This window comes from Stackebrandtia nassauensis DSM 44728, assembly GCF_000024545.1.
GTDB lineage: Bacteria > Actinomycetota > Actinomycetes > Mycobacteriales > Micromonosporaceae > Stackebrandtia > Stackebrandtia nassauensis.
In genome coordinates this window covers 6,069,797-6,082,427 of sequence record NC_013947.1, presented here as the reverse complement: position 1 = coordinate 6,082,427, position 12,631 = coordinate 6,069,797, and the positions used below count along the sequence as shown (strand labels likewise).

The 12,631-nt window shown below is 68.1% G+C and carries 9 protein-coding genes; 3 read left to right on the top strand and 6 right to left on the bottom strand.

Annotated elements, in window-relative coordinates:
* Positions 1 to 62 precede the first annotated feature (62 nt).
* The gene (metG, locus tag SNAS_RS28285; protein ID WP_013020917.1) at positions 63 to 1,856 is read right to left on the bottom strand and encodes a methionine--tRNA ligase; all 1,794 of its coding nucleotides are present in this window, start codon (positions 1,854 to 1,856) and stop codon (positions 63 to 65) included.
* 43 nt (positions 1,857 to 1,899) lie between these two features.
* The gene (locus SNAS_RS28280; protein WP_013020916.1) at positions 1,900 to 3,444 is read right to left on the bottom strand and encodes an alkaline phosphatase D family protein; all 1,545 of its coding nucleotides are present in this window, start codon (positions 3,442 to 3,444) and stop codon (positions 1,900 to 1,902) included.
* 138 nt (positions 3,445 to 3,582) lie between these two features.
* On the opposite strand from SNAS_RS28280, the gene SNAS_RS33460 reads away from it, so the two are divergent.
* Complete coding sequence (locus SNAS_RS33460) at positions 3,583 to 4,272, top strand: hypothetical protein (protein ID WP_013020915.1); 690 nt, start codon at positions 3,583 to 3,585, stop codon at positions 4,270 to 4,272.
* A gap of 76 nt (positions 4,273 to 4,348) precedes the next feature.
* Positions 4,349 to 6,649: a transglycosylase domain-containing protein gene (locus tag SNAS_RS28270; RefSeq protein WP_013020914.1), complete on the top strand. Its 2,301-nt coding sequence runs from the start codon at positions 4,349 to 4,351 to the stop codon at positions 6,647 to 6,649.
* Positions 6,650 to 6,708: 59 nt separating this feature from the next.
* On the opposite strand, the gene SNAS_RS28265 is transcribed toward SNAS_RS28270, so the two are convergent.
* Together SNAS_RS28265 and SNAS_RS28260 are read right to left on the bottom strand one after the other, a co-directional pair.
* Positions 6,709 to 7,974 carry a hypothetical protein gene (locus SNAS_RS28265; RefSeq protein WP_013020913.1) on the bottom strand — a complete coding sequence of 422 codons (1,266 nt, stop codon included), beginning with the start codon at positions 7,972 to 7,974 and terminating at the stop codon, positions 6,709 to 6,711.
* A gap of 100 nt (positions 7,975 to 8,074) precedes the next feature.
* Positions 8,075 to 9,751: a hypothetical protein gene (locus tag SNAS_RS28260; protein ID WP_013020912.1), complete on the bottom strand. Its 1,677-nt coding sequence runs from the start codon at positions 9,749 to 9,751 to the stop codon at positions 8,075 to 8,077.
* A 175-nt stretch (positions 9,752 to 9,926) separates the two neighbouring features.
* Here SNAS_RS28260 and SNAS_RS28255 point away from each other — a divergent pair, with 175 nt between their 5' ends.
* Complete coding sequence (locus tag SNAS_RS28255) at positions 9,927 to 11,102, top strand: phospholipase D-like domain-containing protein (RefSeq protein WP_013020911.1); 1,176 nt, start codon at positions 9,927 to 9,929, stop codon at positions 11,100 to 11,102.
* Between the two features lie 42 nt (positions 11,103 to 11,144).
* Here SNAS_RS28255 and ygfZ read toward each other — a convergent pair whose 3' ends face one another.
* Complete coding sequence (ygfZ, locus tag SNAS_RS28250; RefSeq protein ID WP_013020910.1) at positions 11,145 to 12,179, bottom strand: CAF17-like 4Fe-4S cluster assembly/insertion protein YgfZ; 1,035 nt, start codon at positions 12,177 to 12,179, stop codon at positions 11,145 to 11,147.
* The gene (locus SNAS_RS28245; RefSeq protein ID WP_013020909.1) at positions 12,176 to 12,607 is read right to left on the bottom strand and encodes a Fur family transcriptional regulator; all 432 of its coding nucleotides are present in this window, start codon (positions 12,605 to 12,607) and stop codon (positions 12,176 to 12,178) included. Before SNAS_RS28245 ends, ygfZ begins: the two co-directional genes overlap by 4 nt.
* Positions 12,608 to 12,631 lie beyond the last annotated feature (24 nt).

Sequence of the window (12,631 nt, the reverse complement as noted above, 5' to 3'; positions counted from 1 at the left end):
ACGCTTAGCCTCGCTGAGCGGTGGCTCAGCGAGGCTAAGTGGCAGCTTGGCGAGCCAGTCGTTCAGCTCTCCAGGCGGGCCAGTTCTTCCTCGACTATGGAGGGATCGAGTTTGGTGAAGATCGGGGTCGGCTTGTCGAGCGGGTGCCCGGCCTGGATCGGGTGCGACTGCCACGAGGGGGTGCCCGTGTAGTCGCCAGTCAGGATCGGGTAGGTCCCGGTGCCGAAGGCCGCGTCACCGTCCAGGTCCTCGACCTCCTCGATGCGCGGCATCGGGGCGAAGTCCTCCTTGCCGCCCAGCAGTTCGTTGACCTTCTGCGAGGAGAACGGCAGGAACGGGGCCAGCAGCGTCTTGCAGTCGTTGACCGCCTGCAGGGCCACGTGCAGGACGGTGGCCATCCTGGGCTTGTCCTCTTTGAGCTTCCACGGGGCCGTGTCGGCCAGGTACTTGTTGACCGCCGCCACCGTGCGCATGGCCTCGCCGATACCCGCTTTGACCTTATTGGACGCCAGATGGCCCCCGACGGTGTCGAACGCGGCCGTCACCGTCGCCAGCAGTTCGCGGTCGATGTCCTCCAGCTCGCCCGCCTCGGGGATCTGGCCGAAGTTCTTGGCCGCCATCGCGATCGAGCGGTTGACGAGGTTGCCCCAGCCCGCGACGAGTTCGTCGTTGTTGCGGCGGACGAACTCGGCCCAGGTGAAGTCGGTGTCGTTGTTCTCGGGTCCCGCCGCCGCGATGAAGTAGCGCAGCGCGTCGGGGCCGTAGCGTTCCAGGAAGTCGCGGACGTAGATGACGACCTTGCGCGAGGAGGAGAACTTCTTGCCCTCCATCGTGAGGTACTCGCTGGAGACCACCTCGGTGGGCAGGTTCAGTTCGCCGTAGACGCCGGGTTCGCCGCCCTTGGAGCCCTTTCCGTTGTGGGCCAGCAGTTCGGCGGGCCAGATCTGGGCGTGGAAGGTGATGTTGTCCTTGCCCATGAAGTAGTACGACAGCGCTTCGGGGTCGTTCCACCACTTGCGCCACGCCTCCGGGTCGCCGGAGCGGCGGGCCCATTCGACCGAGGCCGAGAAGTAGCCGATGACGGCGTCGAACCACACGTACAGGCGCTTGGTCGGGTTGTCCTGCCAGCCTTCCAGCGGCACCGGGACACCCCAGTCGAGGTCGCGGGTGATGGCGCGCGGCCGCATGTCGTCCACAAGGTTCATCGCGAACTTGAGGACGTTGGGACGCCAGTCGGAGCGGGTCTTGAGCCATTCACCGAGCGCGTCGGCCAGCGCGGGCAGGTCGAGGAAGAAGTGCTGCGTCTCGATGAACTTCGGCACTTCGCCGTTGATGCGCGACTTGGGGTTGATCAGGTCGATGGGGTCGAGCTGGTTGCCGCAGTTGTCGCACTGGTCGCCGCGGGCGTTGTCGTAGCCGCAGATCGGGCAGGTGCCCTCGATGTAGCGGTCCGGGAGGGTGCGGCCGGTGGACGGCGAGATCGCGCCCTTGGTGGTCTTCTCGACGATGTAGCCGTTGGCGTGGACGGTGCGGAACATCTCCTGCACCACCTGGTAGTGGTTCGCGGTGGTGGTGCGGGTGAACAGGTCGTAGGACATGCCCAGCGCGTTGAGATCCTCGACGATGACGCGGTTGTAACGGTTGGCGAGTTCGGCGGGCTTGGCGCCCTCCTGATCGGCCTGGACCAGGATCGGGGTGCCGTGTTCGTCGGTCCCGGAGACCATGAGCACGTCGTGACCGGCCATGCGCATGTAGCGGGCGAAGATGTCGGCGGGAACCCCGAAGCCTGCTACGTGACCGATGTGGCGCGGGCCGTTGGCGTAGGGCCAGGCGAGCGCGGCGAGAACGTGACTCATAGTCTCGCATCCTAGTCGCGCACCACCTGGCTCCTCATCTGAGTTACGCGGCGGGCAGTTCCTTGCGGTACAGCTCGGTGCCGCCGAGTTCGACGAGCCGGACGGTCAGCGCCTTGGTCTCGGCGTCGATGGCGACCTCCCCGAAGAACTGGTAGCCGTCCAGCGGGGTGGTGTTCTGGTGGTCCTTGTCGGGGGCCTTGGAGAACTCGACCTTCGCGCCGAAGGTGGTGTCCAGTTTGTTCGGTCCGAAGGCGCCGGCGTTGGCGGGTCCGGCGACGAACTCCCAGAACGGTTCGAAGTCGGTGAACGCGGCCCGGGACGGGTCGTAGGAGTGGGCGGCGGTGTAGTGGACGTCGGCGGTGATCCACACCGTCCCGGTGACCTTCTTGGCCTTGATGTACGACAGCAGTTCGGCGATCTCGGACTCGCGGCCCAGTGGCTTGCCGTTGTCGCGTTGCGCGATGCCCTCGATGTTCTCCTTGCCGTCGCCGACGATGAGGCTCAGCGGCAGGCTGTTGGCGATGACCTTCCAGGTCGCCTTGGAGCGCTTGAGTTCCCGCTTCAGCCAGGCCAGCTGTCTCTCGCCCAGGACGGTGCCGCCGTCGGGGGAGTTGTTGGGGGTGTTGGCGTCCTTGAAGGTGCGCATGTCCAGGACGAACACGTCCAGCAGCGGGCCGTGCGAGATCCTGCGGTAGATGCGGCCCTCACCGTCGGGTTTGGCCGGGTTCGGCATGTACTCGGTGAACGCCTTGCGGGCCCGGGCGGCCAGCACGTCGACGTCCTTCTCGGTGTAGTTGGGGTCGTCGAGGATCTCGCCGGGGTACCAGTTGTTGACGACCTCGTGATCGTCCCAGATGGACAGGATCGGGGCTTTGGCCAGGAGCTTGCGCAACGGCTCGTCGGTGAGGTTGTACTTGTACTGGCCGCGGAACTCGTCGAGGGTCTGGGCGACCTTGGACTTCTCGTCGCTGACGACGTTCTTCCACACCCGGCCGTCGGGCAGCGTCACGGACTCCTGCAACGGGTTGTCGCCGTAGTAGAAGTCGCCCGAGCACAGGAAGAAATCCGGTTCGGTGGCGGCCATGTCGTCGAACAGGACGAATCCGCCCAGGTCGGGGTTGATGCCCCAGCCCTGACCGGCGATGTCGGCCGACCACACGAACTTCACGTCCTGGCCCTTGACCGGGGTGGCGCGAAACGATCCGGCGACCGGTTCGCCCGTCGCGCCGTCGTCGGCCCAGGCCCGGTAGTGGATGGTCTTGCCGGACGGCAGGTCGCGCAGTCGGGTCTTGGCGGTGAAGTCGTTGCCGGAACGGAAGACCGGGCCGGGCACCTTGCGCGCGTCGGCGAAGTCGGGACGCGTCGACCATTCCACCCACATCTGCCCGCCCCGGTCGGCGCGGGTCCAGATAACCGCGGTGTCGCCGGTGACGTCCCCCGACAGCACCCCGTGCGTCAGCGCCGGACGGTCCTTGTTCAGTAGCGGACCGGCGAAGCCGACCCCGGCGGTGCCCAGCGCCGCGGCGCCACCGAGCACGGCTCCACCGCGAAACAGGGATCGTCGGCTGATGAAACGGTTTCCTCGCATGGTGATCCTTATGCCGGGGGACTTGTCGATGCAGAGGTTTGCATACTTTGGGAAACCGGTGTCGTCGAGGTCGGGAATGGCGCGCCAATAAACGCCGAATCCGCGCCGTGGCCGCTTGGACGGTGTGGAATATCCGGCATGCCGGAAACCACGCCGAGTCCCCGGGAAGAGCTCAAGCACAACCGGCTCATGGCCGGTCTGGAGATCGTCGAAGCCGAGGCGCCGCCGTCGGAGCCGCCGCCCGCCGACGCGACCGTCGAGCACGCCCTGGCTCCGATCCAGGCGGTGTGGGACGGCGCCGAGGGCGGCACCCCGCCGATGCGGGCGCTGCCGGTGCGGACGGTGATCGACAAACCGCCGCGACGGCTGCCGCTGGTGCTGCCGGGGCTGGTGGTGCTGGCGTTGCTGGCCGCGTTCGTGTCCTGGGTCAGCGCCGCCCCGTTGTGGCTGACCGTCGGGCACGCCGTCGAGGGCACCGTCACCGTCAAAGCCTGCGACGCCACCGGCTGCCACGGCGTGTTCACACCCGCCGACGGCCAACACGCCACCGCCGTGCGCGTCACCGGCGACCAGGAGGCCAAACAGGTCGGCCACAGCTCGCAGGCCCAGGTCACCTCGAGTCGCGCCACCACCGCCTACACCGGCGACCGGGCCGGACTGTGGTGGCGGGTCGGCATCGGGCTGGGTCTGCTCGTCGGCCTGGGTTTCGCGGTCGCGGCCGTCACCGGCGCCTGGCGCTGGCACGGCCGGGCCCGGCTCGCGGCGGTCCTCGCCAGCCTGACCGCGCCGCTGGCGTTGTTCGCCGCGGTGTTCGCGCTGACATGGTGAGCCCACCCACGCGGTGGAACCGTCGTGGTCTCGTACGCGTCTTCTTACCGTAGGTTTGACGGCGGAGGTGGCGTGAGTGGGCAGTGACGGGAACGGGACCTTGGGGCAGGCACGGACGATCCTGACCGAACGAAAATCGGCGGTCTGGGGGCTGGTCAAGTTCAGTGTCATCACCGGAGTGGTGGTGGCGCTGGGACTGTTGCCCGTCGTCGGCATGTCCGGGTGGGCGGCCAAGGAGGGCGCCGACAACTTCGACACCCTCCCGTCCGACTTCACCCTCCCCGAGGCACCCGACGCGTCCACGCTCTACGCGTCGGACGGCAAGACGGTGCTGGCGACCTTCGGCGACCAGTACCGCATCAAGGTCAAGTCGGGCCAGATCTCGCAGACGATGAAGGACGCCATCATCGCCGCCGAGGACACCCGGTTCTACGAGCACAACGGCATCGACTCCAAGTCGATCCTGCGGGCGCTGGCCGCGAACTTCTCCTCCGGCAAGGTCTCCGAGGGCGCCTCGACCATCACGATGCAGTACGTGCGGCAGGTGCTGGCGTACTCGGCGTCCACCACCGAGGAGGCCGAGAAGGCCACCGAGACCAGCCCGGAGCGCAAGCTGCGGGAGGCCCGTTACGCGCTGGCCGTGGAGAAGCAGAAGTCCAAGGACGAGATCCTCACCGAGTACCTCAACACCGTCTACTTCGGTCACGGCGCCTACGGTGTCGGTGCCGCCGCGAAGGTCTACTTCGGCACCACCGCGGCGAAACTGACCGTCAACCAGGCCGCGATGCTGGCCGGGATGGTGCAGTCGCCCAGCGAGTACGACCCGATCAGCGGCGACGCCGACGCGGCCAAGGACCGCCGCGACTACGTCCTCAAGCGCATGGTCGCCACCGACACGCTGACCAAGGCCGAGGCCGCCAAGATCAAGAAGAAGAAACTGCCGCTGGACCCCACGCCGCTCAAGGACGACGCGTCCGGCGCCGAGGGCAAGGAGTACGGCTTCTTCGCCGACTACTTCGAACAGTGGTGGTCCAAACAGGAGCAGTTCGGGTCCACCGAGCAGGACCGGCTGAGCCTGCTGTCGCGCGGCGGCTACAAGATCGTGTCCTCACTGGACGTCGACTTGCAGCAGGCCGCCGAGGACTCGATCGCGGCGAAGCTGGACAAGCAGTCGTCCTTCGCGCTGGGATCGACCGTGGTGGAGCCGGGGACCGGGCAGATCAAGGTCATGGCCGTCAACCGCAACTACTCCTCGGACGACTCCTCCAAGGCCAACACCACCAACCCGCTGTTGTCGGGCGGCAGCGACTTCGCCGGATACCAGGCCGGTTCGACGTTCAAGATGTTCACGATGCTGGCGGCGCTGGACGCCGGGATGGACCTGAGTACGTCGTTCTACTCGCCGCAGCGTTACACCTCGCAGTACTACGGCGGCTCGGGCGACTCGGCCTGCGGCGTGCACTGGTGCCCGTCCAACGCCAGCCCGTCGATGACGGGCAACCAGACCATGTGGTCGGGCTTCGGCAAATCCGTCAATACCTATTTCGTGCAGCTGGAGGAGAAGGTCGGCGCCGACAAGGCCGTGGAGATGGCCGAGCGGCTGGGGCTGACCTGGAACACTGAGGTCGACCAGGCCAGCGCCAAGAACGCCGCCGACTGGGGCGCGTTCACGCTGGGCGTTTCCTCCACGACGCCGCTGGAGCTGGCCGCGGCCTACGCGACCATCGCCAACGACGGCGTCTACGCCGCGCCGACCCCGGTGAAGTCCATTCGCGACGCTTCCGGCGCGAACGTGTCGGTCGAGACGAAGACGAAGCGGGTGCTGGACACCGAGGTGGCGCGCGCCGCGACCGACGCGGCCCGCTGCCCGACCGGGTACGGGGCGGCCAAGGGCTCCTGCAACGGCGGCGCGACGGCTCCGCAGGTGGCCAGCACCGTCGGCGGGCCGGTGGCGGGCAAAACCGGTACCACCGACGGCGACTCGACGGCCTGGTTCGCCGGGTACACACCGAACCTGGCGGTGGCCTCGTTCGCGGCCGACCCCGACGACCCGACCAACCTGCTGCCCTCGGGCATGACCGCGATGCCGATCAACGTCTCGGCCGACGTCCTGGGAGCGGGCTGGCGCGCCGACCCGACCGGCGAGTTCACGCCGCCGAGTGAACTGGTCGGCCAGGCCGGTCCGTCCAATGACGACAACCAGCAGCCCAACCGCGACCAGGACGACACCGACCGGCCCGGCAACAGCGACGACAACGGACCCGGCCCCGGAAACGGCAATGGCAACGGAAACGGCGGCAGCGGCGACGAGGACGACGGCGGCCTGTTCGGCGAGGACGGCATCTTCGGACGCCAGGGGCGGTTCGACAGCCCCTGACGGCGGCCGCGGCCGGACTGCCGCGACTACACGTCGCGGGAAATCCAACCGCGGCGAGGCTAGTTCTTGGTTCCGGCGTAGCGGTACTCGTGCTGGACGACCTCGCCCAGTTCCCGGCTGGGTGCCCAGCACTCGTAGACGCCGCGTTCGACGCACTCGGCGCCGGTGTCCACGACCGTTGCCTCGCTGGGGAACCGCAACCGCAGCCTGACCCAGTCGTCGTCGCTGCCCGCGATGGCGCATTCGCTGTCGCGCCACACCGTCGACAGACCCGTGCGGACCACGTCGGAGACCACGAACCGGGCCGCCGCCGACTTGGCGCGGACCCGGAACTCGTGCGGCGGATCGGCCACCGCGGGATAGGTGCGGCCGTTGCAGGAACCGAACAGTCCGATGTGGGCGTCGGCGGGCACCGGGAACCACTCCTGGCCCGGCCGGATGCCCGGCAGCGCCGACAGCAGGTGCCGCCACTGCCGCCCCGCCATCAGCGTCCAGGCCGCCCGTTCGCTGAGGTACTGGTACGCGACGATCTCCGAGCCCTCGGGGGTGTACATGAGGATCTCGCTGCGATCCGGCAACGGCAGGTCGCCGAAGTCGGCGGTGAGGAACTCGGGGATCAGGTGCAGGCTTGACGGGACGAAACCGGTGCCCAGCACCGGGGGACCCCGGCGGTCGGAGGCGGGCATGCCCACCAGCCCGGGATAGTCCTCTATGGATGGAACGACGTAGTCGAGTGGGTCACTGGCGCGCCAGCGCAGCGCGAAGGTGGCCTCGTCGCCGGGATGCGGATCGCCGTCGAGCACCCGGCGCTCCTCGGGGGTGCGCAGGTGCGCGGTGTCGTGTTCGCGGAAGCACACACCCCACACGCACGGCGGCGACAGCAGCAGCCGGGCCGCCTGGTGCGGGGACAGGGACTTGATCATCTTGGTGCCGTAGGTGATCCGGGCACTTTCCCGTACAGTGGACACCAGCGCCGCCTCGGCGCGCCCCCCAAAGGGCGACTGGCAGAGCCGGTGGATCTCGGGCAGGTTCAACCCGTCGGCCAGTGGGACCACCAGTGGCGCGTCGGGGGCCGACAGGACCGGGGCCCCGTCGCCACGGATGTCGCGGGCATGGACGAAGGTCCGGTAAGGATGGGTGGCGCCGGGCCTCGGGTTGAGCGAGAACCCCTGGACGGCTTCGGCACTGAACAGTTCGAAAGCCGCGCCGGAAGCGACCGGCGCGGCGGGGTACGTGCGGCCCCGCCATTCAACGGTGAGGTCGGGTGGCGGTGTCGTGGTGGACGCCTGGGCGGCGAACCATCCCTCTGACGGTGAAGTCGCCATAGCGCCACGCTAAGCGTCCCACAAAACACCCATATGAATCGTTGGTGAACACCAGGCGCGGTACCGGCCGGTAGCAGGTGCCGTGCCCGGTGTGCCGTCGTCACCCGGCGTGATAGACCTCCAGTTCCCCTATGGACGTGAAAGTGCGGTCGCCGCCGGGCGCGCCGATGACGCGCACCCCGTCACCGGCGATCGCCGGGAAGTCGATGGTGTAGGTCTTGTTCGGACCGGCGGAGGCGTCGTACGGGTAGGCGGGCGAGATCGTCGGCTGCCCGGCGTCGACCCACTTGTGGTCCTGGCGGACCTGCACCCGAAGGTCGGACGCGAACCAGCCACCGTCGCCGAACATCTTCCCGGTGGTGTACACGACTTTGTCCATCGTGTACTGCTTCGGCCAGGTGTAGCCCCACCAGCTGTCCGGCTTGCGTTCGTCGTTCCAGTCGTCGTCCGACTGGGAACGGTCGCCGTCGTTGTAATAGGCGTCGTTGCCGAAATGCGTCGCCCGTTCCTCGGTGACCGTGCCGGTCTCGACGGCGAGGTTGCGGCCCGGATCGGCGCCGTTGTCGGGTTCGGAGGCCACGAACGGCTCCAGCTTCAGCTGCCGCAACGAGAACGTGTAGGCCCAGTGGTCGCCGTCGGGGAAACCGCCGCCGCACGGACACACGTTGGACTGCAACCACATCGACTTGCCGTCGGCGCTGATGTACTTCGACGGGATCGTGGTCGCGTAACCGCCGTGTTTGGTGTGGGTCCAGGTGTAGCCGCCGAAATCCTTGCTGTCGAAGCGTTTCCACGGCCCCCACGGCGTCGGCGACTCGTAGAACTCGAAGGTGTACTCCGTCCACGACGTGTACAGGTACCGGTCCAGCCCCTTGTTGTAGACGACGCCGCCCTGACCCAGGACCGTGGTGTTCTCGACCCGGCCGTCGGTGAAGACTTCCTGGTAGATGTGCCGGTCGTCGTGCAGCACCGGCTCGCGCGCCGCGATGTCACCCGACCAGGTCGGCTCGCCGGAACCGTCGAGACCGCTGGCGAACTCCCACTTCGCGCGGTCCATGACGGAATCGCGCGGCACCCGACCCAGGTACAGGTCCACCGGATCGGGCACCCGGTCGTTGAAGGAGTCGCGCCAGTTGTGGTCCAGGCCGTAGGCGTAGACGTAGTCGTCGGGCGCCTCGGAATAGCCCTTGCCGTAGTCCAGGAACATGATCGTGGTGAAGGCGCTGTCGCCGAACATGGGCGCCTGCCGGTCCCACTCCCAGGTCTTACCCCGGTCGGTGGACTTGGCGATGGTCGCGGCCGGGGCGTCGTTGAAGTCGAGCGCGAGATCCTGCACGGCCAGATAGAGCGTGTCGCCGACGCAGGCCATGCCGGTCGGTTTGCGGTTGTGGTCGGCGGTCCAGACCTGGCCGACGTCGGTGGCCAGCTGCGAACCGGCCAGCTGACCGGGGTCGCCGGAGATCTTGGCGACGCCGATGTCGGAGAACTCGCCGCCGAAACCGACACCGTCGCCGTAGGCGGTGTAGACCTCGTCGTCGTCGCCCCAGCAGTTGGGCCACAGGTCGCCGTGATTGACGTTGTCGCCCTGGGCGGGAGCGCCGATCGTGGCGGCGGAGTCGACCTCGGCGGTCGCGAAGAACTCGCTGTCGGGCGGGGCGTCGGCCTTCGGCTTCGCGGGGTCGGCGGACGCGGTGTGGGTGATCGCCGTGGCGGCCAGTGCCACGAGCGCGAACGCCACCGCGCCGTTTCGGACGGTCGGGGAATGTGGTCGCACCATGGGTTTTCCTCGTCGGGATGATGATGGGCCGGGTTCGAGTAATCGATTACTCAACGGGGGCCCAAGGGTAGCGGCACGAGTTGCCCGGGTCAACGTGTGCGGTTCCCATGCAGCGCGGCGCGAGTCTGACCCCGGGCGAGCCGATGACGGCTGTCCCCGGATGGAAGGACCCCCAGTGCGACTACGCAGGCTGAACCACAGCTCCCGGACCAAACGGACCCTGATCTACGCGTCCGCGCTCGCCGTGGTCGCGGCGGGCACCGTCGGCGCCACGACCTATGCCCAGGCCGACGCCTCGACCCGGGCGGGCGGCTGCACCGCCTCGGGCGCCTACGAAGTGTGCTTCAACGACCCGGCGGGCGGCTCCGACCCGCTGATCGAGACCCGGCTGCGGGAACTGACGCGGTCGGCCGAGTCCGGCGACTCCATCCGGGTGTCGCTGTACACCTGGACCCGCGCCGAACTGGCCAACGACCTGGTGGCCGCCAAGAAACGGGGCGTCGACGTCAAGGTGGTCCTGGACGGGCACAACAAGACCGACGGCAATGCCGGGTACACCGTCCTGCGCGACGGCGGCGTCCCGGTGACGTCCTGTTCGGACAACGGCTGCATCGGCTCGAACGTCAACCACAACAAGCTGTACCTGTTCAACATCGACGGCGTCAAACAGTCGGTGCTGTCGTCGGCGAACCTGAGCACCGCCCAGACCGGCTGGTACAACAACCTGATCCGGATCACCGACTCCGGGCTGTACGACTACTACCAGGGCTACTGGAACCGGATGAACGCCCAGTCGTGGACCTATGACGGCGTCACCTGGCACGACGACGACAAGGTCGGCTACGGCTCCAGCACGGCCACCAAGGCGTACGTGTACCCGCGCGGCACCGACAACGTGCTGGGAGTCCTCGGCAACGTCACCAAGTGCAGCACCGACGGCAACGGCGACGGCAACAGCGACCGCAAGATCTGGGTCGCTCAGAGCCTGTTCACCCAGGCCCGCGAATCGGTGCGCAACAAGCTGGCCGACCTACAGGACATGGGCTGCGACGTGCGGATCGTCGTCGCCGACGGCACCACCGAGAAATGGGTGCAGTCGTCCAACAGCGGCGGCAACCTCAGCGACGCCAAGGTCGGCACGGTCACCAACACCCACAACAAACTGATCCTGATCGACGCGTACTACGCCGGGAAGTGGCAGGACGTGGTGTTCACCGGCTCCCACAACCTCACCGGCACCTCGCTGGACACCAACGACGAGGCACTGGTGCGGGTGACGGACTACTTCGTCTTCAAGGAGTACCGCGTCTACTTCGACAAGCTGTTCGGCCTGGCCTCCGGGACCTCGTGACGCTTCTGGGACCGGTGCCCCGGATCCCGGAGCCGGGGCACCTCACAGCGCGGCGGCGGAGTCGCCGATCATGAGCTTGGCGTCGGTTTTGTCGCGGACGTTGCGGCGCAACAGGGCCAGCGCGATCATGCCGTCCTCGTAATGGCGGCCGGCGGTGCCGACGCGGCCCACGGCGCGGCCGTCGAGCATGACCTCGTCGCCGGGTTTCGGCGGCTGTTCCTCGGTGCCGTCCAGGTGCAGGATTGAGGTCGCGCGCGGTGGTTTGCCCAGGTTGTGGACCCGGGCGACGGTCTCCTGGCCCCGGTAGCAGCCCTTGTCGAGGTGGACGGCGGTGACCAGTAGCGAGACCACCTCGTGCGGGATCGTGCGGTGGTCGGTGTCGACGCCGAAGGCGGGCAGTCCCTGCGGGATCCGCAGCGTGTCGTACGCCCAGGTGCCCGCCAGCGGGAGGCCCAGCGCCGCGATGGTCTCGTCCAGTTGGTCCCGTGGCACCAGTATGTCCACTGTGGGGCGGCCGACGGTGTCGGTGCGGCGCTCCCAGCCGCCGTCGGGGCGGGCGCGGCCGGCGAAGATCGACGAGGGGCGGGGCGGTACCGAACCGGCCGCGAACTTCGCGTCGGGGATCTCCAGGGTGTCGGGTTCGGCGAGGTCGCTGGGGCCGGTGACGCTCAGCAGCGCGAAGTCGGTGACCTCCTCGATCTCGACCTGCGCGAAGAACCGCATCTTGGCCAGGAAGTCGCGCAGCGCGGCGCCCTGGCCGGGGGCGGTGTCCAGCCAGAGTTTGTCGCCGAGGCTGAACACGGCGGCGTGGTGCTCGATGTGGCCGTTGGGGGACAACACCAGCAGCTCGGTGCCCTGCTCGTCGCCCAGTTCGGTCAGGTGCTGGGTGGTGATGGAGTGCAGCCAGCTCAACCGTTCCGGGCCGCTGAGCACCAGCAGGTCCCGGTCCCGCTCCACCACGGCGCCGGTGGAGTCCAGGTGTTTCTGCTCGCGCAGCGGGTCACCGTAGTGCCAGGGCACCGTCGAGGCTTCCAGTTCGCGCACCGCACCGGGTCGCGACAGCAGGATCGAGTTCATAAGTTCGCTTTCTCGCAGGACGCACAGATGCCGAACAGCGCGACATGGCCCACGTCCAGCAGGAAACCGCGCTGCTGTTCCAGTGAACGCCGCAGCCCGTCGAAGACTTCCGGATCGATCTCGTCGACCGCGCCACACCGGTGACACACCAGGTGGACGTGACCCCGGTTCCCGGCCAGGTGATAGACCGGCGCCCCGTGTGACAGGTGGGTGTGCGCGATCAGGCCGAGGCTCTCCAGCAGGTCGAGGGTGCGGTAGACGGTGGTGATGTTGACGCCGGTGACCTTGCCGCAGATCGCCTCGTGCACCCGCTCGGCGGTCGCGTGCCCGAGGTCGCGTACCGCGTCCAGTACTAGCTGGCGCTGCGCGGTGACCCGCAGCCCGTGGGCGCGCAGCACCTCGGCCAGTTGCGAGCCTTCGACCGACATGCCTTCGATGATATGACCTCAGCG

Coding starts and splice junctions, on each gene's coding strand:
- metG (WP_013020917.1), bottom strand. CDS start 1,856: ATGAGTCACGTTCTCGCCGCGCTCGCCTGGCCCTACGCCAACGGCCCG.
- SNAS_RS28280 (WP_013020916.1), bottom strand. CDS start 3,444: ATGCGAGGAAACCGTTTCATCAGCCGACGATCCCTGTTTCGCGGTGGA.
- SNAS_RS33460 (WP_013020915.1), top strand. CDS start 3,583: ATGCCGGAAACCACGCCGAGTCCCCGGGAAGAGCTCAAGCACAACCGG.
- SNAS_RS28265 (WP_013020913.1), bottom strand. CDS start 7,974: ATGGCGACTTCACCGTCAGAGGGATGGTTCGCCGCCCAGGCGTCCACC.
- SNAS_RS28260 (WP_013020912.1), bottom strand. CDS start 9,751: ATGGTGCGACCACATTCCCCGACCGTCCGAAACGGCGCGGTGGCGTTC.
- ygfZ (WP_013020910.1), bottom strand. CDS start 12,179: ATGAACTCGATCCTGCTGTCGCGACCCGGTGCGGTGCGCGAACTGGAA.
- SNAS_RS28245 (WP_013020909.1), bottom strand. CDS start 12,607: ATGTCGGTCGAAGGCTCGCAACTGGCCGAGGTGCTGCGCGCCCACGGG.